The following is a 26741-nucleotide window of genomic DNA, read 5'->3' as shown; positions in this document are numbered from 1 at the left end:
TGTGAATTGAACTCCGCCGAAGCATATCGGCGAGTACGAAAATCAACAAGTTTTCGCCGCCCGGGCAGCGTAGCTTCCGATCTCGACGAAACGGCTAGTTCGGCAGCGGGGAATAGACGATGAAGCGGGAAGATCTCGCGATCTTTGACAGTCAGGCCGTGCGCGACGGATTGAGCTATGCCGACTGCATCGAGGCGATACGTGACGTCATGCAGGCCTTGTCCGCCGGCACCACACGGCAGTTGCTGCGCACGATGATCTCGCTGGGCACGGGCCGCACCTTTGCACAGATGCCCGGCGCGTTGGGCGACCACGATATGTTCGGCACCAAGACGATCAGCGTCTTCGCCGATCCGCTGTCGCCGGGATTGCGCCGGCATCGCGGGCTGGTCGTCCTGTTCGAGCCCTATGAGGGACGCCCGGTGGCCGTCTGCGATGCCGAGGAGATCACCCACATCCGCACCGCCGCCGCGACGGCCGTCGCGACCGACGCGCTCGCCCGCAAGGATGCGCGCACGCTGCTGATCGTCGGCACCGGCGGGCAGGCCCATACCCATCTGAAGGCGCTGCCGCTGGTGCGTGACTTCACCCGCATAGTGATCTGGGGTCGCGCGCCCGCCAAGGTCGATGCGCTGGTAGAGCAATATGCCCATCTCGGCGCCGAGCGTGCCGGCGATCTGGAAACCGCCGCGCGCGAGGCGGACGTGATCTGCACGCTCACCACGGCCTCCGAGCCGGTCCTGTTCGGCGACTGGGTGCAGCCCGGCACGCACGTCAACCTGGTCGGATCGAGTGGCCCCGGCCCGGTCGAGGTCGATAGCGCGCTGGTCGCGAAGAGCCGCTATATCGCCGACAGCACCGCCTCGGCCCGCGATGCCGCCGCCGAGTTCCTGGTCGCTCGCGACGCCGGCATCGTCACCGACGGGCATATCCTCGCGGAGATCGGCGACGTGCTGCTCGGCCGCGTCGCCGGTCGAACCGGCGACCAGGATATCACCCTCTACAAATCCCTGGGCCACGCGGTGCAGGATCTGGCGGCGGCCGCCCATCTCTATCGGAGCTCGCATCGCTGATGGCGCTTTCCCTGATCCGCACCGCATGGACCGCATCCACGCTGCTCGCCGGCCTGTCAGGCCCCGCCTTCGCGCAATCCCACCAGGAGCGGCTGTCGGTGGTCGCCAACGGAGAGAAGGTCGGTTTCGTCGATGCGATCCAAACCGGCAACCATGTCGCCATCCATTATGACGTGAAGAATAACGGCCGCGGCCCGACCATGGACGAGGCGATAGACCTCGGGCCGGACGGCCTGCCGGTGGCCTGGAAGCTGGATGGCAAGGCGACCTTCGGCGGTGATGTCCATGAAAGCTTCGCGCGCACCGGCACGACGGCACGCTGGAGCGATTCGATGGGTCCGCGCGAGGTGCCGGCAAGCCGCGCCAGCCTCTATATCGGCCAGGCGGCGAGCCCCTGGGCGCTCGGCCTCTATGCCCGCGCATTGCTCAAGGCACCCGACGGTACACTGACGACCCTGCCCGGCGGCACGCTGCACATCGAGAAGCTGGGGCCGGCATCGATCGGCAAGGGCCACTACCAGGCCTACGCGATCAGCGGCATCGATCTGGCCCCCGCCATGATCCTGCTCGACAGCCAGGGCGCCCTGTTCGCCGTTCTCGATACCGGCGGCGCGACCGTGCGCGAAGGCCATGAGGCGGACGTTCCGGCGCTGGCCGAACTGGCGACCCGGCTGACCGCCGAACGCTATGCGACGCTCCAGAAGCGCTTCGCCCACAATATCGATGCGCCGGTTCGCATCCGCAACGTGCGCGTGTTCGATCCGATCGCAGGCCAGCTCGGCGATCCCGTCTCGGTGGTGTTCGCCAATGGCCGGATCAGCGGCATCCAGCCGCTCGACGCGCCCGCGTCTCCCGGCGAGGCGCTGATCGATGGCCAGGGCGGCACGCTGATGGCCGGGCTGCACGACATGCATGCGCATGTCAGCCTGGAATCGGCGATGCTGTATATCGCCGCGGGCGTCACCGAAGTGCGCGATATGGGCAACGACAATAATTTCCTGCCCGACCTGATGCATCGCATCGCCACCGGAGAAGTGGCCGGCCCGCGCATCCTGCCCAACGGCTTCCTCGAAGGCCGCAGCCCCTATTCGGCCCGGCTCGGCATCGTCGTCGACAGCCAGGACAAGGCCCTCGACGCGGTTCGCTGGTATGCCGCGCGCGGCTATTGGCAGATCAAGATCTACAACAGCATGAACCCGGCCTGGGTGCCTGCCATCGCCAAGGAAGCGCACGCGCTGGGCATGACCGTGACCGGACATATCCCGGCCTTCACGAATGCCGATGCGATGATCGGCGCCGGCTATGATGAGGTGACCCACATCAACCAGTTGATGCTCGGATGGGTGCTCGATCCCCAGGAGGATACGCGCACGCCGCTGCGGCTGACGGCGATGAAGCGCACCGCGACGCTCGATCTCCAGTCGCCGCGCGTTCAAAAGACGATCGACATGATGGTGGCGGGCAAGATCGCGCATGATCCGACCGCGGTCACGCTCGAACTGCTGATGCTGAGCCGCGACGGCAAGCCATCGCCGTCGGTCGCCGAATATATCGACCATCTGCCGATCGGCCTCCAGCGCCGCCGCCGCCAGGCGATCGCGCCGATCGCGAGCCCGGCAGACGATGCGGGCTATCTCGGCGGGTTCGAGAAGGTGAAGGAGACGCTCAAGCTGCTGCACGATCGCGGCATCCGCCTGATGCCCGGCACCGACGACCAGACCGGCATCTCGGTGCATCGCGAGCTGGAAATCTATCATGAGGCCGGCATCCCGATCCCCGAAGTGCTGCGCATGGATACCCTGGCGCCGGAGCAATATATGGGTCGCGACCAGGAATTGGGATCGATCGAGCGCGGCAAGATCGCCGACTTCATCCTGCTCCCCGGCGATCCCACCAAGAATCTGAGCGAGCTTCACCGCATCGCGATGGTGGTGAAGGACGGGACCATCTATTTCCCGTCGGAAATCTACCCGGCGTTCGGCGTGACGCCCTTCGCCGATGCGCCCAAGGTGACGCTACCGCCCGCCGCGCCCAAGATCGCCGGATCGGGGCCGTCGCACGACGCGATGGACGAGTTCCTCTACTGATGCTGTCCCGCCGTCCCGGCACGATCCGGGACGGCGGGAGCCCCGTTACTTCTTCTCGGCCGCCACCTGCGCGACGAAGCGGTGAAGATCGGCACTGAGCGCGGCCAGCGCATCCGCATCCTCGAAAGCGGAATGGCCGGACTTGTAGCGGTGGATCGCCAGGCGATCGGCCGGCACGCCATTTTGTTCGAGCGCGAACTGGCCGGCATAGACCGGCGTGGTGATGTCGTAATAGCCGCCGGCCGTGAACGCGCGCAGCGTCGGCTTCAGGGCTATCGCGTCCTTCAGATCGGGCGCCAGCGACATCGCCCGGAAGCTGCCGCCATAGTCCTTGTCGTAGTTCCACTTGAAATTGATGCCGAGATTCAGGCTGCGATAGGGGCTGGGCACGGTGTAGCCCAGTTCGTCCCGGAGATAGGTCTCGACCGTGCTGGCCGACCCCGAACCCAGCGACATCGAGGGGTCGTCGAACGGCGGACGCTGGTTGCTTTCGGAGATCAGCCGCGTCGCCCGGCCGTCGAGCTGGCCGGTGCGCAGTCCCTTGGCGGCCAGCAACTGCAACATGAAGTCGTGGCGATCGAGATGCAGATCATCATGCTCGATCGTCGCGGCGGGAATACCGATCATCGCGGAGATGCGCTCGGCGATGCGACGCTTGTCGGCGGCCGGGAGCGCCGGACCCTGCATCAGCGCGGACGCATAGTCGGTCTGCGCGAAATGCAGCGCCTCGTCGAACTGCTGCTCGACGCTGCGGCCGCCGCGATCGATCGCGCGATGATACCAAGCCACGCTGGACAAAGTGGGCAGCAGCACCGCGTCGGAGATGACCGGCCCGTCGCTGTCGCCGATCGCCAGCGACAGCAGGACCACACCATCGGGCAACGCCGTCTTCGCCTTCATGTCTTCGTGGAGGATGGCGAGCGCGCGCGACGTGCCGTAGCTCTCGCCGACGAGGATCACCGGAGAGCCGGTGCGCCCATGGGCGGCGAGCCAGCGCTCGATCATCAGCGCGACGCCACGCGCATCGCCGCCGACACCCCAATAGCCGGAGGCGTCCTGGCCCTTGATCGGCATGCTGGCCCCGGTGCCGACCGGATCGACGAAGACGAGATCGGCGGCATCGAGCAGGGTGAAGCGATTATCCTCCATATGCGCCGCGGCCCCCTCCCCGACGCTGCGCCGCGGGCCGAAGGCCTGGAGATGCAGCGGCGAGGAGGAGGCGCCCGGGCCGCCATTGAAGACGAACATGACCGGTCGCCTGGCGACAACGTCCTTCGCCTCGTCCGCGACATAGGCGAAGGTGACGCCGACCGCGACGGGCGCGCCGTCCGGCCCGGGCATCGGCAGTTCGGTGACGATCGCACGGTAGCCGAGCGTCTTGCCGGCCAGGCTCACGACATGATGCGTGGTCACCACCCGGTCGTTCGCCGCATCGCGCGGGATCATCGGCTCCATCGCGCGCAGGAAGGCGGGCGACATCGGCGCCTTGCTATCGTCCTGGGCGAACAGCGCGGCGGGTGCGGCGGCGATCAGCATCGCGCAGATCAGGGCAGTCGGGCGCATCGGCATTTCCCTTGTGATGGTCAGGCGCGCGGCAGCGCGGCGAGCAGGCGTTCGATATCGTCCATGTCGTTGAACACCGACGGACTGACGCGGAAGCGGTTGCGCGACAGCGTGATCTGCACATTGGCGGCCTTCAACGGCGCCGAGAGCCTGTCATGCGCGCCTTCCAGCACGCAGGTGACGAGCGGGGTGCGGCTTTCGGGCGGCGTCACCACCGCATAGCCGCGGGTCGCCAGCCCTTCGTGCAGACGTTGGAGCAGCGGTTGGCGATGCTCCGCGATCCGGTCGACGCCGAGCTTGAGGATATAGTCGAGCGACCAGCCGAGCATCGCCGAGACGGTGTGGGCGTGGGTGCCGCCGGCGAACAGCCCTTCCATGTCGGGCCGCGGCGTGACGTCCGCGATCGGATAGTCGGCCTTGGTCGCGGGCGGATCGAACGGATAGACATGCGGGCCGAAACCCTCGAGCTGGTAATAGCCGAACCGGGTGCGCTGCAGCCGATCGTGCAGGTCGGCGCGGACGTAGAGCAGGCCCAGCCCGAAATCGCCCATCAGCCATTTGTAGCTGGCACAGGACGCGAAATCGACGTTCGACGCGCGCACGTCGATCGGCACGGTGCCGGCGGCATGGACGATATCGGCATAGACCAGCGCCCCCCGGGCATGGGCGATCTCGCACACCCGCTGCAGGTCGTGCTCGAAGCCGTTATAGGTCGAGACCAGCGACAAGGCGACGAGCCGCGTGCCCGGCGTGATCGCCTGCTCGATATCGTCCATCGCGATGCGCGCGACGCCCGAACCGGTGCGTGGCCGCACCCATGCGACATCGACACCCTGGCGGGCCAGTTCCTCATAGAGATAGAAGGAGCCGAAGAAGTGCAGCGTATCGGTGACGATACGGCCCTTCCGATAGGGAAAGCCGAGCGCATCGATGATCGATTGCTCGCCCGCGGTGGTGCTCTGGACGAACGCGATCTCTGCGGGCGTCGCGTTGATCAGCCTGGCGAAATTGTCCTTCACCCGCTGCTCGACCGCGTCGGTCGGATAGTGCCCGTCCATCGTCGCGCGCTGATCGACATAGGCGCGCACCGCGTCGCGGGCCCCGAGCGGGATCGGGTGCATCGTGCCCGAGTCGAGATAGACGCCGGGCATGGCCGCGAAACTGGCCCTGTCGGGCAGACTGGCACCGTCGGGCAGGCTGGCGCCGGCATCCCCCAGTCCGGCCGCGGCGGCGCGTGCCGCGAGCGGCATCGCCCCCGCCCCGGCCAAGATGCCCCGTCGTGTCAGACCTCGCCCCATATGTCGCCCCTTGCCATTCGCGGCAGCTTAGCGCGGCGAGACGGAATAGTTTTTGCAGATTTTGCCGCATCTGCCCGATGCCACAACGCAAATCGCGATCAAGAGCGGCCGCGCCGGGCGATCTACGCATAAAAATGCCTGGGCCTTGCACCTAACAATGCGGTCGGGAGGGCATGCGATGCCAAAGCGGATATTGTTTTGCGGCGTAACCATGGTGATGGCTCTGGCGGCAGCCGGACCAGGCGGCGCGACGACGCGACGCTGCGCGCCCGACGCTGTCGAAACCAGCCATGAGACGACCATTGCCGGCCGACGGATCCGCTATGTCGCTTGCGCCGGCACGCTCCCGGCCCGCAATCTCAAGGACGAGGTGCATGGCCGGATCTTCTATACCGCCTATCTCGTGGCCGGCACGCATGGGCGGCCGCTCAGCTTCGTGTGGAACGGCGGGCCGGGCGCGGATTCTCGGCTGCTGCAATTCCACGCCATGGGCCCCAAGACCTTTCATGACGGCAAGCTCGCCGACAACCCGACCAGCCCGCTTGGGGCAAGCGATCTCGTGTTCGTCGATCCGGTCGGCACCGGCTTCAGCCGGGCCGACACGACGGATCATGCCAGCGACTTTTATGGCACCAACGGCGATATCGCCGCCATCTCCGGTTTCGTGCGCGATTTCCGCATCGCCTATCGCCGCGGCTCGGCGCCGCTCTATCTCGTCGGCGAAAGCTTCGGCACATGGCGAGCCGCCGGTGTCGCCGAGCGCCTGATCGATCAGAAGATTCCGGTCGCGGGCATCGCCCTCATCTCCGGCGGCATTCCGCTCGGCGATACGCAGGACCGCTATCGGATGCGTGCGCTGTCGCTCTACAGCCGCGTCGCCACCGCCATCGCCTTGCGGCGGCTCGATCCGGCGCTGCTGGCCGACCAGGCGCGAACCCTCGCAGAAGCGCGGCATTGGGCGGAAACCGTCTATGCGCCGGCGCTGGCCGATCCCGCCGCACTGACGGAGCAGCAGCGGGCCGAGGTGATCGCGACGCTCGCCCGCTATCAGGGGCTCGATCCCGCGACGATCGACGCCCGGACATTATGGGTTTCGCCGCACGACTTCCGCACCGGCCTGCTCGCCGATCAGGGCAAGACGCTGGCAATCTTCGACATGCGGCGCACCGACCAGGCCGACGAGAATCCCGGCGAGGGTCAACGGATACTCGATTATTATCGCGGCGCGCTCGGCTATCGCGATGGCCATTATGCCGGGATCGACGCACCGGAAAGCGATGCCGGCAATCGCTGGCAATATGACCAGTCCCCGATCACGCCGGAATCGCTCGCCCGTGCGCGGGCCGGCGAAGGGCCGCCGAGCCCGCCCCAGCCATGGGCGCTGCGCGCGATGGAAAAGGCCCCGGCCCTGCGGATGTGGGTGGCCGCCGGCATGTATGACTCCCTCAACAGCTGCGCCGGCAACGAGGCAACCGTGGCCGCGATGCCGGCGTCGATCGGCGCGCGCATCGCGCTGCACTGCTTCGCCGGCGGCCACATGATGTATCAGGATCCGCTCGAAACCGTCCATTTCGGGCAGGAAATCTCGGACTTCCTGAATCCCCGCACATAGATTTTGCAAGCCTGACCCAAATTTCCGGTTTGGATTTGTGCTTCCGGTCGCCCCCCGCCCCATCAACGACGAAAATATTCCGGCACGCTCGGTTATGCTCGCCATCGGTTCGATCGAGATAGCTCGGGGAACGAAGGGGGCTCCATGGTTCACAATCACATATTCGTCCGCAGATTGATGCTGTCGACCGCGCTGCTGGCAGCGGCCGGCGCGGCGCCGGCGATGGCGCAGGAGGTGCCGCCGGCGATCGATCAATCGACCACGCCCAGCGCCGACGCCGCCAATGGCGACGGGATGATCGTGGTCACGGGCTCGCGCATCCGCCGGAGCGAGGCGGACAACATCGCCCCCGTCGCGGAGATCACCGCCCAGTCGATCAGTGATCGCGGCTACATCAGCGCGGCCGACGCGCTCAACAACCTGCCGTCGAACGCGCCGGTGCTCAACCAGGCCGACGGCAGCGGAAATTCGAGCGGCCCTGGCTATCAGGCCCCCAATCTGTTCAACCTCGGCGTCGGGCGGACACTGACCCTGGTCAACGGCCGCCGCATGGTCACCAGCTCGTCGGGGATCGGCTCCTCGGACGGTGTCGGCGACGCGACCGTCGATTCCAACATCATCCCGCTCGGCCTGCTCGATCGTGTCGAGGTCTATCAAGGCGGCGGCGCCGCCGTCTATGGTTCGGACGCGATCGCGGGCGTGGTCAACTATGTCCTCAAGCAGAATTTCAGCGGTCTCGATGTCGATGTGCAGAACGGCATATCGAGCCGCGGGGATTATGGCACGCACAGCGCGCGATTGACCGCGGGCACCAACTTCTCCGACGGTCGCGGCAACATCGCCATCGATCTCGGCTATTCGAAATCCCCGACGCTGATGTTCTCGGCGCGGCCGCTGTCCAATCTCGGCCGCCTGACGGTAAGCAACAGCGCCGACACCGGCCCGAACGACGGCATCCCGTCGGTCAAGGAGATCTTCAACGGCACGTTCTGGGAATTTAATCCCAATGGCGTGATCTTCACCCGCGCCGCGCCCGTCAGCGCCTTCCTCACAAAAAGCGGCGGGAGCCCGCTCCAGTTCGGCAGCGACGGCAACGTCGTCCCCTACGACACCGGCACCCTCCAGGGCGTGCCCTTCGCATCGGGCGGCGACGGCTTCAAATATCAGAACCTGGCCGGGCTTCGCACCGGCGTCGAACGCTACACCGCCAACATGCTCGGCCATTATGATCTGACCGATCATATCAAGATTTCGACCGAGCTGATGTATGCGCACACGCTCGGCACCGAAATCCCGCAAGGCAACAGCTATACCGTGCTCAATCCGGGCAGCTATGACGGCCCGATCAGCTTCACGGTCGACAATCCCTATCTGACCACCCAGGCCCGATCGGTACTGAGCGCCGCCAGCCCCGCCTTCGCCGCCGGCTCGCCGCTCTATCTGTCCAAATATTTCTACGATCTCACGCCGAACGACGTGCAGACCACCGCGACCGACACCTATCGCGGGGTGCTGACGCTGGAGGGCGACTTCAATCTCGGCACCCATAATTTCTACTGGTCGGTGTCGGGCAGCTACGCCCAGGTCGACGGCCATCAGCGCAGTTGGCAGGTCGTCAATTCGAAGTTCGAGAATGCGATCGATGCGGTATCGAGCAACGGCAAGATCGTCTGCGCGATCAATGCCGACAGCGATACGACCAACGACGATCCGTCCTGCGCGCCGATCGATCCGTTCGGCAACGGCAATGTGAGCACCGCTGCACGCAATTATGTGAGCACGCGTGCCGGTCTCGACTGGAAGAACGAACAAGCCGATCTGCTTGCCACTCTCGGCGGATCGGTGGTCAAGCTGCCGTCCGGCAGCGTCGACTTCAACGTCGCCTATGAACATCGCAACGAGAAAGCGAGCTTCGATCCGCTGGCCGCGAACCTCCTCGGAATTTTCGGCACGGGTACACCGGAAATCGCCCAGTCCGGCCAGTACAACACCGACGAGCTGTCCGCCGAGATGATCGTGCCGCTGATCGGCAAGAGCTGGCAGTTGCCGCTGGTCAAGCTGCTCGAGTTCAAGGGCGCGTTCCGTCACATCGACAATTCCTATGCGGGTCGCGAGAATGTCTGGGATCTCGGATTGCGCTGGGAGGTCGTGAAGGGCGTGACGCTGCGCGGATCGCGCAGCCGCAACTTCCGGGCTCCGACGCTGACCCAGCTGCTCGCACCGTCGTCGAGCGGGCTTGCCTCGACCGGCTATGATCCATGCGACGCCGATCGCATCAACGGCGGCCCCAATCCGTCGGTGCGGCGCGCGAACTGCCTCGCCGCCTTCCAGGCCAATCCGAACTATGGCGTCGATGCCGACGGGACGGGCGCGGGGCTGAGCGCCGCGGAGCGGCTGGCCAATTTCCAGGATCCGTCCGAGAATTTCGCGCGTGCGACCGTGACGACGGGTGGCAACCCCAATCTCCACAACGAGATTTCCAACACCTGGACCTATGGGATCGTGCTGCAGCCCGCTTTCGTGCCGGGTCTGACGATCAGCGCCGACCGCATCGAGATCGATCTCAAGGAGGGCCTCTCGGCCTTCACCACCGAGGACTTCACCGCTGCATGTTATGACAATGTCCAGCCGGATCCCGCGGTTTGCGGTGCCTTCACGCGGCTTGCCTCCAGCGACGGCACCAGCCCCGGCGGTACGATCATCACCGGAACGACGACCACCTTCAACGCCGGCGTGATCAAATATCACGGCGAGAATTACGTGGTCGACTATCACTTCGCGGTCGGCGACCTGTTCCACGGTCGCGATCTCGGTCATCTCCAGCTGACCGCCGCGCTGACCCACAATACATTGCTCACCACGTCGGTCACCGGCGCGACCTTCGTGCGCACTGACGACACCTATCAGTCTCCCAAATGGGACGGCCGCTTCAATCTGGCCTACGACAAAGGCCCGTTCCGCTTGACCTATCAGCTCGAATATCTGTCCAAGACCCATTCCGGCTCGGACGTGTCGATCGAGACCACGCCGGATCCCATCCTCAAGGCGAACATCGTCCATGACATCTCGGCCCAGCTCGACGTCGGGCGGATCACGCTGCGCGCCGGCGTAGACAATCTCACCGACAAGAGCCCCTCCTATCCCCAGATCGCCTATGGCGACATCCTGGGCCGACGCTTCTTCGTCGGTGCCAACATCAAGCTGCGGTGAAGAAGGCCCTGCCCGGCCTCACCGCCGGGCAGCTGTTTTTCCTAGTCCTGGCTTCGCGCGGAAAACGAAACGAACAATGAGCCGATCGAAGTCCCTGCATCCCATCCCGGCGGGCGGACAGCCTCCATCCGTCCCGGATCCGGATTCCTACTCGCGATGGGTGCGAAAGGTGATCCGTGCCGTCCGTTCGGAGCGCAATCTGCTCGTCAGCCTGTTCGACAGCTCGGTTCCCGAGCCGTTCGAGCTGCTGCGGCAGATCGTGCTGGAGGGTTTCTCCTCAGATCCGATCACGTCACGCTACACCAGCGCCTTCGCCAGCGGGAACCCCTATGTCGTCGAACAGCTCGCCCGGCGCTATGCGTTGCCGGCCGAGCAGATCCTCTGCACCACCGGCGCGACCGGGGCGCTCTCGCTCGTCTACCGGGCGCTGATGCAGCCCGGCGATCGCATACTTGTTGAAAATCCCGGTTTCGATCTGTTCCACAAGATCGCCGAAGCCCATGGTTTCGGCGTCGACCGCTTCGAACGACGCGGCGAGCATTTCACCATCGATCCGGACGCGGTGGCCGCGGCGATCGGCCCGCAGACGCGGCTCATCATATTGTCGAACCTCCATAACCCGTCCGGCATGTCGACCGAACCCGACGTGCTCGCCACGATAGGCGCCATCGCCGAGGCCCGTGGCATCCATGTCATCGTCGACGAGGTCTATGGCGATTATGTCGATGCCGAACTGCGCCCGGCCCCGGCCGTCCAATTGTCGCCCGCCCTCATCAGCGTCAGCAGCCTGACCAAATCGCATGGATTGAGCACGCTGCGCTGCGGCTGGATCGTGGCGGAGCCCGATACGATGCGGCGCATCCGCAGCCTCGCGCAGGAGATCGATTTCGGAGTATCGAACCTGGCGCATGCCGTCGCCGCCCTCGTGCTGGAGCGCCCACGCACGATCGAGACGTATCGAAGCGACATCATGCGCCGGGCAAGACCGATCATCGAATCCTATCACGGCTTTTGGCGCGACGAGGATCTCGTCAGCGGCGCGCTGCCCCTTTTCGGCTGCATCGCTTTCCCCAAGCTGACCGGGATTAGCGACACCATCGCATTTTCCGAATGGCTGGCGGATCGCTGTGGCGTGGTGGTCGCACCGGGCGAATATTTCGGTGCGGCGGGTCATATCCGCGTCGGCTTTGCGCGCGCGCCGGCCGATCTTGATTATGGCTTGCAGGCGTTGACGGACGGTTTGCTGCGCTACCGCGAGCAGCAGGCCGGGACGAAGGGGGTATGACGGCATGACAAGGCGAACCGGAGCCGGATGCTTACGCGCGATCCTGACCGCCACGGCATTGCTTGCTGGCGCCAATGGGCCGACGGCGCTGAAGGCACAGCAGACCGAGCCGACATTATCGCCGCTCCACATCGAGGCCCGCAGCGCTCAGACGCTGCAGGCCCCTGGTCGCCAGTCGCTGGGCTATGATGCCGAGGTCGGCCTGGCGCCGGTACGCAGCAGGCCCGGGCATTTCGACGCCACCGCAGGGTATATATCCTATACCCGTCCCGGCGGGACGGATCGTCCAGTGCTGTTCGTCTTCAATGGCGGCCCCGGCGCGGCTTCCGCCTATCTCCACATGGGCGCGCTGGGGCCCATGCGTGCCGAAGTTCCGCAGGATCCCGCCGCCGCGCTGCCGTCCGACGCCCCGGTCGTGGAAAATCGCGAAACCCTGCTCGACATCGCCGATCTGGTGTTCCTCGATCCGCCCGGCACGGGCTTTTCGACGATCGCGGCCGATGCGGATCGCGGCTTCTACCAGTCCGTGAACGGCGACGCCGATGCCGTCGCCCAGCTAGCCCGGGCATGGTTGGCCGCGCATGGACGCACCGCCGCGCCGATCTTCATCCTGGGCGAAAGCTACGGCACCATCCGCGCCGCGACGATGGCCGGCACCCTGCACGCGCAGGATCCGGGTCTGAGACTGCGCGGCGTGCTGCTGCTCGGCCAAGCGCTCAACATGATCGAGACGTCGCAACGTCCCGGCAATGTCGTCACCTATCCCCTGGCGCTGCCCACGCTGGCGGCGATCGCCTGCTATCAGCACAAACGGCCGCAGCCCTGCGATCCGGCCGGCAGCGCGCGCGAGGCCGCTGCGTTCGGACCTGCCTATCTGGATGCGCTCTATCGCGGCCGCGCCCTCGATCCGGCCGAGCGCGACCGCATCGCGACGAGGCTTTCGGAGCTGACCGGCATCGCGAAAGGCTATTATCTCGCGCATGATCTGCGCATCTCGAAAGAGCGTTTCCGGGTCGAACTGCTGCGCGGCGAAGGCCGGGTGCTCGGCCGCTATGACGCGCGTTATACCGCCCCTCGCCCGGCCAACGCCGGTGAGGTCGTGGGAGGCGACCCGTTCTCCGCGGTGTCCGATCTCTACGGCAAGGCCGTGTTCGGGCAGCTCAAGCAGCTCGGCGTCGCGGACCCGTCGCACTACAAGGTGATCGTTCCCGTGGATGGCGCCTGGACCTATGGCGAAGGCGATTCCCCGTTCAACGACTGGCCGTTCATGGCACAGCTGGAGAAAGTGATGACGGCCGAGCCGCGGCTGCGGCTGTTCGTCGGCAGCGGCCTGTATGACCTGACCACGACGGTGGGCGCGACGGATTATCTGTTCGCGCAATCGAGCCTGCCCCCGGATCGCTTTCGCAGCGAACATTATCCGGCGGGCCATGTCGCCTATTCCGACGATGCGAGCTGGCACAAGCTGATGGCCGACCTCCGCGGCTTCATCCTGGCCGGGGCCGAGCATTGAGCGAGCGGCAACTCGCCAAGGGGATCGATCTGTGGGGCGTCGTCGCGCTCGGCATCGGCACGGCGGTCGGCGTCTCGATCTTTTCGGCGATCGGGCCGGCGGCGAAGCTTGCCGGGCCGGCGATGCTGCTGTCCGCGCTGTGTGCGGCGCTGCCCATGTATCTGATCGCGGTGAGCTATGCCTTTCTGGGATCGGCCATACCGGTATCCGGCGCATCGTTCAGCTGGCCGGCCCGTTTCCTCCACCCGGTCTGGGGTTTCTATATCGGCTGGGTGCGGATCATCGCCAATGTCGGGGCGATCGTCGTGCTCGCCCTGGTGCTGGTGCGCTATGTTTCCATGCTGTGGCCGCTGCCGACCAAGCCGACGATGCTGGTCCTCTTCAGCCTCGCGCTGCTCGCCAACCTCTTCGGCATCCACATCGCGGCACGGATCCAGAAGATCCTGCTCGCCGGCATGCTGCTCCTGTTCGCGCTGTTCGTCGGTTGGGGCGGCACGACCGCCGCCGACACGGCCCATCTGCAACCCTTCCTTCCGCATGGTTTTATCGGGATGCTCGCTGCGACGCCGCTGCTGACCGGGCTGTTCTTCGGAATCGAAGCGGCGACCGAGGCCGGAGCCGAGGTGGATGATGGTCAGCGTAACATCCCCATCGGCATCGCCGTATCGATCGGCTCCGCCACCTTGCTCTACCTTGCGGTCGGCTTCGTCGCGCTCGCCATTCTCGGCGGTGACGGTCTTGCGGCAAGCCAGGCCCCGATACTCGATGCCGCAAAGCGCTTCATGGGGCCGCTGGCGACGCCGCTGATCGTGCTCGCCGCGGTGCTTTCGATCGGAAAATCCCTTAACGCGCTCTTCGCGATGTTCTCGCGCAGTCTCTATGCGATGGGTGCGGCAGGCATGTTGCCCAAGGCGCTCGGCCGGGTCCATCCACGCTGGCAGACCCCCCATGTCGCCCTCGTCACGGTATTCGGTCTCGCCTGCATCGGTCTCCTGCTGCCGATGGAGCTGACCTTCCTGTTCCTTGCCGTCAACATCCCCAATCTTCTCAAATATGGCAGCATCTGCCTGGTCGCCGCGCGAGTTACCGAAGGCCATCCGGATATCTACGGCAAAGCGGCCTTCAAATTCTCCAAGCACTGGACGCGCGGGCTGGCCTATGCCGGTGCGCTCTGCGCGTTCGCGATGATCTTCGTGGGGCTGGAAGCGGACTGGCGGCCTTATGCCCTGCTCGGCGGGTGGATCGTCGTGGGCGCCGCCATGCGTGCGCTCAGCCGCCAGGCCTCGGGCGATCACGATATGCCGATGGGCGATCTTCCCCGATAGCGCGATATTTTCGCGCCGGCACGATGCTGTAGGGCCAACATCGCCGACATGGGGACGCTACACGGGAAACCCTTATAGGGCCGCCGGGCGCGAACGGATCGCGAGCCGATGGCGGGGCATATTGCGGCATTTCCGACGGATTGTCGAAAGCGACTGCCGTCGGCGCAGGCGGGCGGCGCCCAAGCACCCTGGCCAGCCTCATCGCAGTGGTCCCCGCTACAATAGCTGGTGGACGGAGGTCGGCGCCGGAGTGGTCTGCGGATGCACCACCGCTGTCCGCAAATGGCCAATCCCGAACGACTGGCGTCGGTCCCATTTAGGGCGCCGAGCACAACGATCGGACATGGATCATGAAATACGCGATTATCGGCTTCGGCCCCGTCGGCCAGGCACTGGCCAGGATGTTCGCCCGAAAGGGCATCGAGGTCGTCGTCGCGACCACGCGTGCCCCCGATGCGATCGCGGCGCAGGCGGCTGCGATCGGCACCGGCATCATTCCCGAGCCCCTCGGTGACGCCGTTCAGGCCGATGTCATCCTGCTGGCCGTCCCCTTCCCGGCGCACCCCGAGGTCGCAAAGGCCGCGCCGGATTGGCAGGGCAAGACCATCATCGACGTCACCAACGCCTATGCCGTTCCGCCGGAGGATCTCGGGCAGCTTCCGTCATCGGCGGTGATCGCCAAGGCCTTCGTCGGCGCCCAGCTCGTCAAGGCGTTCAACCACCTTCCCGCCAAGATTCTCGACCAGGATCCCGCCGTTGCGGGCGGACGCCGCGTGGCGTTTCTCGCCGGCGACGAAGACGGCGCCACCGACGCCGTGGCCGCGCTCGTCGAACAGCTTGGCTATGCGCCGGTCAAACTCGGTGCGCTGGCCGAAGGCGGGATGCTCGTCCAGGCGCGGGGCACCAGCTGGGCACCGCTGATTTTCCAGGATCTGTTCAAGAAGGAAGGCTGAGCCATGTATGATCACGTCCTCTGGCCCGAGGCTTTTGACCCGAAAATATCGGCCATCTACGCGCTCAACGATATCGATGTGGCAGCGCCCCCCGAAGTCGTCTGGAAACTGCTCGTCGATGCCGAGAATTGGTTGGATTATTTCCCGCCCGAAGATCAGGTGAAAATCCTGAGCGGCGAGTCCGCCTTGCAGCTCGGCACGCGATATAGCCGCGTAACCGTCGGCTTCCCGATGAGCCTCGTCGTCACCGAGTGCCTGCCCGGTCGCCGGCTCGCCTGGTCGACCACCGTCGACGGCGACGAGACCGGATCGAGCGCCTATCATGGCTGGGTCATCACGCCGACAGACACCGGTTGCCATCTGCTGACCGAGGAAACCCAGCAGGGCCCGTTCTTCCTCGAGGAACTCGGCCGCAAGCACCCCGGCGCGCTCTACCGCTACCACCAAAGCTGGGTCGAAGAACTCAAGCGTGCAGCGGAAGCCGAAGTCGCCAAGACCGCCGGATAAGCCCCGACACCATGCCTCAGCGCGGCCCGCACCCTCTGTGCCGGGCGCGCTACGAGCCAAAGGATTCCAGCATGAACATCGACCTCAAGGGCCGTCGCACCATCGTCACCGGCTCGACCGCAGGTATCGGCCGCGCAATTGCCGAAGGACTCGCCAGGGCGGGTGCATCGGTCGTCATCAACGGCCGGACGCAGGAGAGGGTCTCCAGCACGCTGCGGGAGTTGCGCGCCCAATTCCCAGATGCCGAGCTGAGCGGCGTCGCCGCCGATCTGGCGACCGCTAAAGGCTCCGCCACCCTCGCGGCGCAGGCGCCGGAGGCCGACATCCTCGTCAACAACATGGGCACGGCCCGGCCCAACGGCTTCTTCGATCAGGACGACGGCGAATGGCTCGACCTGTTTCAGACCAATGTGATGAGCGGCGTGCGCGCGGCACGCCATTATGTGCCGGGCATGACGGCGCGCGGCTGGGGCCGCGTGGTGTTCCTGAGCAGCGAATCCGCGATCAACATCCCGAAAGAGATGATCGACTATGGCATGACGAAGACCGCGCAGCTTGCCGTCTCGCGGGGGCTTGCCGAACTGGTTGGCGGAACCGGCGTCACCGTCAACTCCGTCCTTCCCGGCCCGACCAACTCCGAGATCCTGTCGAACTGGATGAAGAAGACCGCCGAAGAGCAGGGAATCACCCAGGAGGACGCCGAACGGCAATTTCTGAAGACGATGCGGCCGACCACCTTGCTCAACCGGTTCACCTCGACCGAAGAGGTCGCGAACATGGTCGTCTATCTCTGCTCGCAGCAGGCTTCCGGCACCACCGGCGCCGCTCTGCGGGTCGATGGCGGCGTCTTGCGATCGATCGCCTGAGAGCCCCTCCCCACCTCCTTCAAGTCAGAGGATGCTCATGTTCGAGATCATAAAGTGGCCCGCCGACATGGCGCCGAGCCAGTGCCCGATCCATTTCACCAACGAACTGGAGGTCGCTGTATCGCCGGAGACGATCTGGTCCCTGCTCGTCGATCCCGGCGCGTGGCCCGGCTTTTACCCCGGTGTCCAGCACGTCCGGTTGCTGGACGGGCATAGCAGCCTGCAATCCGGCACGCGCTTCGAGACGAACCTGGCCGGCCAGGACGTCTTCGCCTCCGTGCAGGAGTTCGAGCCCATGAGCCGCATCGCTTGGGGTGGTCATCCGCTCGTTTCCCCAGAATCGAAGGCCCACCATGCATGGATCATCACGCCCACGGAAAGAGGCGTCCATCTTTGGACGGAGGAGACCATGCGGGGTCCGCACTGGATCGAACTGGCCAAGGCCGCGCCCGATGCGTTCTGGCTCACTCACGAAAAGCTTCTGAACGATCTCGCCAAGGTCGCGCTCGAGCGCGAGGCCGCGCAAGGAAGGCCGGCTTAGGCGGCACGGGTCGGGATGGCCGAGGCTCTGCCGGTCACCCCGACACGAGCAGGCCCGCAAGAAGCGTGGCGTGGGTGTCGAACCGCTGGGCGATGAAGTCGCTAAACAGCCGAACGCGCTTCGTCTTGCGGGTCTCGCCGTGCGTCAGCAGCCAGAAGGTGCCGTGCTTGCGCAATGCACCGCCCGGAACCCGTATGAGCGACGGATCGACATCGCCGACGAAGCAGGACAAGGGCGCCATGCCCAGGCCCGCCCTGACCGCGATGATCTGCGCCTCGGAATCCGTCACCGTGACAGGAGCGTCGGATGGGGTGATCTCATTCTCCCTTGCCCATTCCGGGACACCGCCATCCTCCAGCTTCAACACCCACCGGACCTTCGTCTCTCGGCCCGAGCGATGGGCTGCGAGCAGATCGCGAGCGATATAGACCGCGCCGTGAACGTCACGGAGCTGCCGACCGATCAGATGGGCGGGCAAGGTATCGCGATCATATACGACGCGCAGCGCGACGTCGGCTTGGCGCGTCGTGAGATTGACCAGCTCGGATGACGACAGGATCTGTAATTCGATATCGGGGTGCAGGCGGCAGAACTCCGCGAAATCGTGCATCAGCAAGTGGGTGGCGACCGTTGGCGGCAAGGCGACGCGCAGCAGCCCGCGCACATTTTGATCCCGACCGAACACGCGGGTTTCCAGCTGATGCGACGCGCCTTCCATCAGTTCCGCCAGCGCGAGGATTTCCTCGCCGGCCTCGGTCAAGCGATAGCCGGACGGCAGTTTCTGGAAGACCTGCGCGCCGAGCAGTTCCTCGAGATGACCGATGCGGCGTATCACCGTGGAATGGGTCACCTTGAGCCGATCGGCTGCGGCCCGAACCGATCCGCCGCGCGCGACCGCCAGAAAATAGCGAACATCGTCCCAATTCGTCATCACACCAGCCTATGCACGATAGCGTTCGGAAGTTCGAGCATGAGCCGGCTATTCCAGGCGTAGCCGACGTCTCGATCCGGCGACGACGCTATACGCCGAGCGGATCGAGGCGCGGCGCCCTCCATGCGGCGTTGGCTGCGGACTTATGAGGTCTGCAGGCTCAGGTCGGTTTAGCCTGGTAATGACCCAGGAAGATCGAAACGGCCCGCTCGACGACGCGCTCGATCTCGCTCGTCGTCAGCGACGCCGAACTTCCCATCACCCGCATCCATAGAACGGTCTCGTCGACCAGGCCGAGGAAATGGCGGGCAGCCAGGTCCGGATCGTCGATCGTGAGCGCGCCGCGATCTCCCAGGGTGGTGATATATTCGGTGACGGCACGGACGGCCGGGGTCTTCCCGACTTCGAAGAAGCTCTGCATCAATTCCGGGAAGCGCGAGGATTCCCCGATCGTCATGCGCAGGAACTCGATGGCCAGCGGTGGATCCCAGAAGGACGCGATCCCGTAGCCGATCCGGCGCAGCCCTTCGGCCGGATCACCCAGCGCCTGTTCGTCGGTCGCGATGTCCATGACCGGAAACGACCGCCACATCCTTTCCGCCACGGCATGGAACAGCTGTTTCTTGCCCTCGGGAAACTGGTTGTAGACCGTGCGGCGAACCGCGCCGGCCTTCTGCGCCACCAGCTCCATGCTGGCCCCCTCATAGCCCTGCCCGATGAAGACGAGGCTGGCAGCTGCAAGGATCGCGTCGCGCTTCGACGGCGCCGGCAGCGTCGTCGCAAGAATATCAAAGATCGAGCGTTCCGGCGTCTGGACCATCCCAGCCCGATAAGCTTTTGCACCAAAGCTTGCAACTCTGCACAGCAATGTGCATTAAGCACTAGCAAGCGGTCGCCGCAACCGAACCGCGGAGATTGGCTGGCGTCCACGCGGCAGCATTCCGAAGGACATCATATGGATCATCTTGCCGACAGGGTTGCGCTGGTGACGGGCGGATCGCGGGGGATCGGCCGGGAGATTGCGATCGCGCTTGCCGAAGCCGGCGCGCATGTCGCGATCGGCTATCGCCAGGGCCGGGAGGCGGCGGCGGCGGTGGCCGCCGAGATCGTTGCCAGAGGCCGCAAATCTATAGCCCTTTCGGCCGATCTGGGCGATGCCGATGCCGCGGCGGGGCTTGTTCGTGCCGCCACGGAGGCGCTGGGCACGATCGACATCCTCGTCAACAATGCCGGCATCAATCCCAGCAAGCCGCTCGCGCAGATCACCAGCGCCGACTGGGACGAGACGATCCGGGTCAATCTGAGCTCGGTCTTCTACGTGACGCAGGCCGCTCTCCCGGCGATGCGGGCGCAAGGCTTCGGGCGGATCATCATCCTGTCATCGGTCGCGGCGCAGCTGGGGGGCGTGATCGGGCCGCATTATGCGGCGAGCAAGGCCGGCCTGATCGGACTGATGCACGGCTATGCCAGCCAGCTCGCCCAGGAAGGCATCACCGCCAACGCGATCGCCCCCGCGCTGATCGAGACCGACATGCTCAAGGGCAATGACGCGATTACCCCGGACAAGATACCGCTCGGCCGCTTCGGCCAGCCCGACGAGGTCTCCTCGGTCGCGGTGATGCTCGCCGGCAATGGCTACGTCACCGGCCAGACGATCAACGTCAATGGCGGCTGGTATATGAGCTGAACAGGTTCGCATCTTCCATTTCGATCAAAGGAACGACATCATGGAATATCGCCGCTTGGGCGCCTCAGGCCTTCGTGTTCCCGCCCTCAGCTTCGGCACCGCCACCTTCGGCGGCGCCGGCGACTTCTTCAAGGCGTGGGGCTCGACGGATGCCGGCGGTGCCTCCCGCCTGATCGACGTCTGCCTCGATCATGGCGTCACCTTGTTCGACAGTGCGGACGTCTATTCCGGCGGCCTCGCCGAGACGATCCTGGGCGGCGCGATCAAGGGCAAGCGCGATCGCGTGCTGATCTCGACCAAGGCCACCTTCCCGACCGGGGACGGCCCCAATGACTATGGCTCGTCGCGCTTCCACCTGATCGGAGCCGTCGAGAAGGCGCTCGGGCGGCTGGGCACCGATCACATCGATCTCCTCCAGCTGCACGGCCAGGATTATAACACGCCGGTCGAGGAGACGATGTCGGCGCTCGATCAGCTCGTCCGCGACGGCAAGATCCGTTATGTTGGCGCGTCGAACTTCTCGGGCTGGCATCTGATGAAGTCGCTCGGTGCCTCGGATCGTTACGGCTATCCGCGCCATGTCGCGGACCAGGTCTATTACTCGCTGCTCAACCGCGATTATGAGTGGGAGCTGATGCCGCTCGGGGCCGACCAGGGGGTCGGCGCGCTGATCTGGAGCCCGCTCGGCTGGGGCAAGCTCACCGGCAAGATCCGGCGCGACCAGCCGGCCAAGCCCGGCACCCGCGCCCATGACATCGCCGGCACCGGTCCGCATTTCGAGGAAGAGCGGCTGTTCAGGATCGTCGATGCGCTCGACGAGGTCGCGGCCGAGACCGGCAAGACGATCCCGCAGATCGCGCTCAACTGGCTGCTCCAGCGCCCGACCGTCGCCAATGTCATCATCGGCGCCCGCAATGAGGAGCAACTGATCGAGAATGTCGGGGCGGTCGGCTGGGCGCTGACGGCCGAGCAGATCGCCAAGCTCGACACCGCCAGCGATGCGCCTGCCGCCTATCCGGTCTGGCATCAGCGCGGCTTCCCGATCCTCAACGAGAAGGCCCCCATCCGCGCCGCCTGACACCGAGTTCGCTCCCCTGGATGTCCGACACCGAGGCGCCGCGCCTCGGTGTCGGATCCCCCTCTCCAAAACCGGAGACCGTGAGGATCCAGCAGACGCCCCCGACCGCCGGCACCAGCCGCGTCGATATCGGCCGGCGGAGTTCGAGCAGGCGCTCGGCGCGCAGGCCGCCTGACCCGGCGGTTCATCTCGATACCCACAGATCGGATCGATCCCATGATCACCAAGACCGTCCTCGATGCTGCCGATGCCGCTGCGATCACCGCCGCCTGTCAGCTGGAAGCGCAAAAGAACGGATGGGCGATGAGCGTCGCCGTCGTCGATGATGCCGGCCGGCTGCTCAGTCTGGTACGGTCGGACGGGGCCGGCTACGCGACCGCCGACGTCGCGCTGCGCAAGGCGGAGACATCGGCGATGAACCGTGCGCCCTCGGCCGCGGCCGAAAAACTCGCCGCCGACCGCCCGACCATGCTGGCCCTGACCGATCGCCTCCCTCTCCAGGGCGCGCTGCCGGCGATGAAAGACGGCAGATGCGCCGGCGCGGTCGGCGTGTCGGGCGGCCTTTCGCCACAGTACGAACAGGTCGCCGCCGCGGGGCTGGCCGCCATCGGGCTGTAAATCCGCGGGCGCTCTCCAATGGCCCGAGCGAAGTCGGTATTTCCGGCACGGTCGCCAGGACCATGCTCGCGCCGCGCGATCTCGACCGATGCCGTCCGCCTTAGCTTCGCGGCGTAAAAAGCCCGGCTGTCGCGACCTCGACGCGCCTTCGTGCCGCCGTCTCGTCATCGCCGAAGCGATCGACTGCCCACGACAGCGCGGTGACCAATTCGAACAGCTCGGTCGCGGAGACCGAACCGATCGCATCCCCCGCCTGGCGCGCTCGCTCGGCCAACGCGCCGGTCTGGGTCACCAGCATGGACACGGCCGGGTTCATTGACGAGTTCGGCGCAGCCTGCGCGTCTGCGACGCATTGCGGCAGATCGTGCCAGATCCGTAGTCGCCAGGTCAGCCAGGCCAACCATTCGGCGAGCCCCTGACGAGGGCGTTCGTCTTGCATCAAGGCATCGGCCTTCGCCTGCGCCTCGGCGAGGTCCGCCCCCATGACCGCCGCCAGCAGATCCTCCCGCGTCGGGAAGTTCCGGTAGAGCGTGGCGTTCCCGACACCAGCCTGGATCGCGATCTTGTCGATCGAGGCGAGCACGCCCTCCAGTTCGAAGACGTCGCGGGCCGCGCGGAGGATCGCATCGCGATTCCGGCGGGCATCGGCACGCATGGGGCGTGGCACAGGCGAGCCTCGGTCGACAGTCATCATTCCGCCCTTGACTATATGGGGTGACTCCCCAGATAAATATGGGGATACACCCACTTGAATTCGGAGTAGCTCATGAACCTGTCCTCAAGCAAGCCGGTCGCCACTCTCGCCGGCCGAACCGTCCTGATTACCGGGGCCAATGGCGGGCTGGGCGAGCAATTCGTGTACCAGGCGCTCGAACGCGGCGCTGCGAAGGTGTATGCGGCGGCACGAACGCCGAAAAGCTGGGGCGATCCGCGCATCCAGCCGCTGGCTCTCGACATCACCGATGCCGATGCCGTTATTGGCGCGGTCGCCGCGGCCGCCGATGTCGACATGCTCATCAACAACGCGGCGATCGCGCCGGCGGAAGACACGCTTTTCGGCCCGGAAGACGAAGCCCGTCGCATCTTCGAAACCAATTTTTTTGGGACACTCCGCGTCGCCACCGCTTTCGCGCCGGTGCTGGCCGCTCATGGCGGCGGCACTCTGGTGAACATCTTGTCGTCGTCAGTGTGGGTCAGCCTGCCCACGATCTACGCCGCTTCGAAAGCCGCGGCATGGTCGGCGACCAATGGTCTGCGCTTCGCGCTGGAGGGGCAAGGCACCCAGGTGGTGGGGCTTCTGGTCGGCATGATCGACACGCCGATGTCCGGTCAATATGACGTGCCGAAGAGCAGCCCGGAACATGTCGTTTCCCTCGCTTATGATGGCATCGCCTCAGGAGCGCTCGAGGTGCTGGCCGACGATCAAACACGCGATCTCAAATCCAGGCTGAGCACCCATGCCGAGGATCATTATCCTTGGCTCCATGGTGCCTTGCGCGCTTTCCTGGGATCGTGATCATATCAGCGTGGCGTCATAGTCAGCCCCGGGGCAGCGCGGTCGAGCCGGAGGATGACGGCAGCGGCGATGCCGAGGGCAGACGTCAGCATGTGTCGACCAGGACGCGTCGACGGCGATCCTGACAGGTGGGATGTGGGCCGCTTCGGTTGCCGGGTCGAAACGGTCAGTGAGGGGGCATGGCGGCCATGCTGGCCGCCATGCCCCCTTCGGAAAGACGGGAGACCGGGATCCAGTCGGCCGCGCTCAGTATTTCACGCGCAGGCGGACATAGTAGAAGCCGCCGTTGAAGCCGAATGGACCGCCGATGCGCGGATAGACCGATCCGTCGAGCAGGCTGTTGGTCGCGGTGTAGATCGGGTTGCTGGAGGACGCCTTGATCTTGTCGGGATGGTTGCTGAACAGGTTGTTCGCGCCGACGGTCAGCGTGTAATGCTGCATCGCCGTGTAGCTCAGATCCAGATCGGTCGTAAATTTGGACCCGAATTTCTGGCCGGGATAATCGACCTCGTCGCGCCACGAACTGTAGAAATTCTCGCGCGCATTTATGGCGAAATCGCCGATCGACCACGCCGCCGAGGTGATGATGCGATGCTTCGGCGCGAGGCTGTTGATGTCGATGATCTGCGCATTGCTGATCGCTGCGGCGTCATATTTGGAGACCGTGCTCTTGTTGTAATTATAGGCGAGCGTCAGGTTGAGCGCCCCGCCGAGCACTTGCGTGTGGTACGAGCCGACGACATCGATACCACGGGTCAGCGTATCGAGCGCGTTGGTGAAATATTGGACCGTGCCGCCGGCCCCCACCGCCGCAAGCGCCGGCTGGATGGCGATGTCGGCCGCCGTAACCGGGAAGGATTGCGACAGGAAGATGCGGTTTCTGACCTTGATGTTGTAATAGTCGACGGTCAGCGTCACCCGCGATAGCGGCTTCAGCACCGCGCCGACGCCCCAGTTGGTCGATTTCTCCGGCTTGAGCGGCTTCGATCCGAAATAGAGCGAGGGTGCGCTGCCCACGGGATAGGTGCCCTGCTGGATCGCGTTGCCGGCCAGGAAGCTGGTGGTCACGACCGCATCGTGCGACTGGCCGGGAGTCGGCGCGTGGAAACCGGTGCCGACCGTCCCGCGCAGCGACAGCCAGGGCGTCGCCTTCCACAGGCCGTTGGCCTTCCAGACCTTGGCGCTGCCGAAATCGCTATAATGTTCGTAGCGCCCCATCGCACCGACGGTGAGCTTCTGGGTGATGTCGGTCTCGGCACCGACGTAGAAGGCGTAGCTCTTCTGGCTCCACGACCCGGTGAAGGCCGGGTTGCCGCCGGCATAACCGCTTGCGCCGGCACCCTGCGCCGCCGTGCCGCTGCGCGTATAGACCCCTGGCGAGGTCTGGGTGTAGAGCGTCTGGGCGGCATAGGGGCCCGCCGCATAGCCCTGCTCGTCGCCTGGCGTCGCGCTGAAGGTCTCGTTACGATATTCGCCGCCGCCGGAGATGGTGATCGGGCTCGCGAAGCCGACCTCCAGCGGATAGGTCAGGTCGAGATTGACGTCCTGTTCCTTCTGGATGAAGCTGCCGAAATCGAATTTCGTCTGGGTCTGCGGGCCGTAGGACGAGTTGAGCGAGTCATACATGGACAGCGCGAGTTCGTGGCGGCTGACCGAGCCTGACAAATCCCAGGTGAAGCCATCGTCGAGATGGCCCTTCCAGCCGGCCGTACCGAAGGCCTCCTTGGTCACGCCGACGAAGCGCGGCGTGAAGCCGCCGGGATAGAGCGTGGCGGCGCTCCAGGTGTTGCTGTCGACGACGAAGCCGCCTGCCGGGCAGGTGGCGCTGCCCGCCGGGCAAGGGGTGAGATAGACCGGGGCATAGGCGCCGTTGCGGCTGATGCCGGTGTTGGTGATGGCGGTGCCGTTGTCGATCGGCGCGCCGCCTGCGGACAACGGGAAAGCGACCGGACGGCGATAGTTGAAGCTCTCGTCGGTGTGGGTACGGGCGAAGTTGCCGAAAGCATATAATTCGCTGTTCGAGGTGACGTCGAAGCCGGCATTCACGGTGATTTTATAGCCGTGCGAGGGTGACGTACCCCAGATTTGCGCCTTGTCCTTGCCTGCGTTGGGAATCTGATCGGCCAGTCCCGGTTGAGCTTGCGCAAGATAATAGGCACCCGGCGGCTGATGGCCCCGGCTGGTGCCGAGATCGTCATTATATTCGCCGGCGACGTTGATGAATCCTCGTTCGCCGAGCTTCACGCCGCCATCCGCGGCGATCTGGCGGCTGTCGCCGTCACCCGCATAATATTGGCCCCAGCGGCCCTGCACCTCGAAACCGGCATCCTTGCGCAGGCCGAAGTTCATGACGCCGCCGATCGCATCGGAGCCATATTGCGCGGTCGCACCGTCGCGCAGCACCTGGACATTGCTGATCGCGATCGAAGGAATGGCCGAGATATCGGGCGCCTGCGCGCCGAAGGAAAGGCCGGTATCGCCACCGGTATAGACCTGGACCAGAGAGGAGCGATTATATCGCTTGCCGTTCAACTGCACCAGCACCTCGTCGCCGGGAAGACCACGCAGCGAGGGAGACCGTACAAAGCTCGACGCATCCGAGATCGTATTCTGGCCGACGAAGAAAGACGGGATGATATTCTTGAGACTGTCGATGATATTGGCGGTGGGCTGGGTCCGCAGATCGGCGGCGGTAATCACATCGATCGGCGATGGCGAATCCGTCACCGTCCGGTCGGTGCGGCGCGTGCCGGTGACGATGATGGTGTCGTCAACGGCCGGCGCAGCGGACGCCGCCGCAACGGGCGCATCGGCCTGCGCAGCACGGGCTTGATTGGCTAATATCAGCGATGTGGTTGCGACAGTGGCGAACAAGGCCCCCCTTGCAAGCGTCTTGCGTGCATGATTCATGACGATACCCCCCGATCTCGAAGAAATCCGATCGACGGTTCGGGCACCCTCTCCACTTTGTTTCCGAAAAGTTACGAGGGCGCGGGAATGTGTCAATATAATAGACGGGCGCATGAAACCTTTTGCAATATTGTGTCCTATTCGCCACTCAAGCCAGAGTGTTGCGCA

The 26741-nt window shown here is 65.2% G+C and carries 21 protein-coding genes; 15 read left to right on the top strand and 6 right to left on the bottom strand.

The features are described from left to right. Positions 1-119 precede the first annotated feature (119 nt). Together PBT88_RS11145 and PBT88_RS11140 are read left to right on the top strand one after the other, a co-directional pair. Complete coding sequence (locus PBT88_RS11145; protein ID WP_270075420.1) at positions 120-1073, top strand: ornithine cyclodeaminase family protein; 954 nt, start codon at positions 120-122, stop codon at positions 1071-1073. Then, positions 1073-3160 (top strand): amidohydrolase family protein, encoded by a 2088-nt coding sequence (locus PBT88_RS11140; RefSeq protein ID WP_270075419.1) that lies wholly within the window; start codon positions 1073-1075, stop codon positions 3158-3160. Before PBT88_RS11145 ends, PBT88_RS11140 begins: the two co-directional genes overlap by 1 nt. A 45-nt stretch (positions 3161-3205) precedes the next feature. Here the strand turns inward: PBT88_RS11140 and PBT88_RS11135 are convergent, their stop codons facing one another. Next, the gene (locus tag PBT88_RS11135) at positions 3206-4723 is read right to left on the bottom strand and encodes a S10 family serine carboxypeptidase-like protein (protein WP_270075418.1); all 1518 of its coding nucleotides are present in this window, start codon (positions 4721-4723) and stop codon (positions 3206-3208) included. A gap of 20 nt (positions 4724-4743) precedes the next feature. After that, a complete protein-coding gene (locus PBT88_RS11130; protein WP_270075417.1) occupies positions 4744-5973 on the bottom strand; it encodes an aminotransferase class V-fold PLP-dependent enzyme in 1230 nt (409 codons plus the stop codon). A gap of 259 nt (positions 5974-6232) precedes the next feature. Between PBT88_RS11130 and PBT88_RS11125 the strand changes: the two genes are divergently transcribed. From PBT88_RS11125 to PBT88_RS11085, 9 genes are all read left to right on the top strand, one after another. Beyond that, a complete protein-coding gene (locus tag PBT88_RS11125) occupies positions 6233-7633 on the top strand; it encodes a S10 family serine carboxypeptidase-like protein (RefSeq protein WP_270075416.1) in 1401 nt (466 codons plus the stop codon). A 144-nt stretch (positions 7634-7777) separates the two neighbouring features. Next, positions 7778-10843, top strand: a complete 3066-nt coding sequence (locus PBT88_RS11120; RefSeq protein WP_270075415.1) for a TonB-dependent receptor domain-containing protein — start codon at positions 7778-7780, stop codon at positions 10841-10843. 169 nt (positions 10844-11012) lie between these two features. Then, a complete protein-coding gene (locus PBT88_RS11115) occupies positions 11013-12128 on the top strand; it encodes a pyridoxal phosphate-dependent aminotransferase (protein ID WP_270075414.1) in 1116 nt (371 codons plus the stop codon). Between the two features lie 4 nt (positions 12129-12132). Continuing rightward, positions 12133-13641 carry a S10 family serine carboxypeptidase-like protein gene (locus tag PBT88_RS11110; protein ID WP_270075413.1) on the top strand — a complete coding sequence of 503 codons (1509 nt, stop codon included), beginning with the start codon at positions 12133-12135 and terminating at the stop codon, positions 13639-13641. Next, positions 13638-14966: an APC family permease gene (locus PBT88_RS11105; RefSeq protein WP_270075412.1), complete on the top strand. Its 1329-nt coding sequence runs from the start codon at positions 13638-13640 to the stop codon at positions 14964-14966. Before PBT88_RS11110 ends, PBT88_RS11105 begins: the two co-directional genes overlap by 4 nt. Positions 14967-15316: 350 nt before the next feature. Beyond that, positions 15317-15919 (top strand): NADPH-dependent F420 reductase, encoded by a 603-nt coding sequence (locus PBT88_RS11100; protein WP_270075411.1) that lies wholly within the window; start codon positions 15317-15319, stop codon positions 15917-15919. Between the two features lie 3 nt (positions 15920-15922). Continuing rightward, positions 15923-16426 (top strand): SRPBCC domain-containing protein, encoded by a 504-nt coding sequence (locus tag PBT88_RS11095; RefSeq protein WP_270075410.1) that lies wholly within the window; start codon positions 15923-15925, stop codon positions 16424-16426. 71 nt (positions 16427-16497) lie between these two features. After that, complete coding sequence (locus tag PBT88_RS11090) at positions 16498-17292, top strand: SDR family NAD(P)-dependent oxidoreductase (RefSeq protein WP_270075409.1); 795 nt, start codon at positions 16498-16500, stop codon at positions 17290-17292. Between the two features lie 37 nt (positions 17293-17329). Beyond that, complete coding sequence (locus PBT88_RS11085) at positions 17330-17833, top strand: SRPBCC domain-containing protein (RefSeq protein ID WP_270075408.1); 504 nt, start codon at positions 17330-17332, stop codon at positions 17831-17833. Between the two features lie 34 nt (positions 17834-17867). Here the strand turns inward: PBT88_RS11085 and PBT88_RS11080 are convergent, their stop codons facing one another. Both PBT88_RS11080 and PBT88_RS11075 read right to left on the bottom strand, forming a co-directional pair. Then, positions 17868-18764 carry a LysR family transcriptional regulator gene (locus tag PBT88_RS11080; RefSeq protein WP_270075407.1) on the bottom strand — a complete coding sequence of 299 codons (897 nt, stop codon included), beginning with the start codon at positions 18762-18764 and terminating at the stop codon, positions 17868-17870. Between the two features lie 160 nt (positions 18765-18924). After that, the gene (locus tag PBT88_RS11075; protein ID WP_270075406.1) at positions 18925-19584 is read right to left on the bottom strand and encodes a TetR/AcrR family transcriptional regulator; all 660 of its coding nucleotides are present in this window, start codon (positions 19582-19584) and stop codon (positions 18925-18927) included. Positions 19585-19719: 135 nt separating this feature from the next. On the opposite strand from PBT88_RS11075, the gene PBT88_RS11070 reads away from it, so the two are divergent. The 3 genes from PBT88_RS11070 to PBT88_RS11060 all read left to right on the top strand — a co-directional run bounded on the left by PBT88_RS11070 (position 19720) and on the right by PBT88_RS11060 (position 22147). Then, complete coding sequence (locus PBT88_RS11070; protein ID WP_270075405.1) at positions 19720-20451, top strand: SDR family NAD(P)-dependent oxidoreductase; 732 nt, start codon at positions 19720-19722, stop codon at positions 20449-20451. 40 nt (positions 20452-20491) lie between these two features. Then, positions 20492-21529 (top strand): aldo/keto reductase, encoded by a 1038-nt coding sequence (locus PBT88_RS11065; RefSeq protein WP_270075404.1) that lies wholly within the window; start codon positions 20492-20494, stop codon positions 21527-21529. Positions 21530-21745: 216 nt separating this feature from the next. Beyond that, positions 21746-22147 carry a GlcG/HbpS family heme-binding protein gene (locus PBT88_RS11060; protein ID WP_270075403.1) on the top strand — a complete coding sequence of 134 codons (402 nt, stop codon included), beginning with the start codon at positions 21746-21748 and terminating at the stop codon, positions 22145-22147. 100 nt (positions 22148-22247) lie between these two features. Here PBT88_RS11060 and PBT88_RS11055 read toward each other — a convergent pair whose 3' ends face one another. Further along, entirely contained in the window at positions 22248-22802 is a 555-nt protein-coding gene (locus tag PBT88_RS11055; RefSeq protein ID WP_270075402.1) for a TetR/AcrR family transcriptional regulator, read from the bottom strand. Between the two features lie 111 nt (positions 22803-22913). On the opposite strand from PBT88_RS11055, the gene PBT88_RS11050 reads away from it, so the two are divergent. Next, entirely contained in the window at positions 22914-23663 is a 750-nt protein-coding gene (locus PBT88_RS11050) for an SDR family oxidoreductase (RefSeq protein ID WP_270075401.1), read from the top strand. A gap of 246 nt (positions 23664-23909) precedes the next feature. Here the strand turns inward: PBT88_RS11050 and PBT88_RS11045 are convergent, their stop codons facing one another. Then, positions 23910-26573, bottom strand: a complete 2664-nt coding sequence (locus tag PBT88_RS11045; RefSeq protein ID WP_270075400.1) for a TonB-dependent receptor plug domain-containing protein — start codon at positions 26571-26573, stop codon at positions 23910-23912. Positions 26574-26741 lie beyond the last annotated feature (168 nt).

It is taken from the genome of Sphingomonas abietis, from assembly GCF_027625475.1.
Lineage (GTDB): Bacteria > Pseudomonadota > Alphaproteobacteria > Sphingomonadales > Sphingomonadaceae > Solisphingomonas > Solisphingomonas abietis.
The sequence above is the reverse complement of the archived record's forward strand: the minus strand, read 5'-3'. Positions and strand labels throughout refer to the sequence as shown.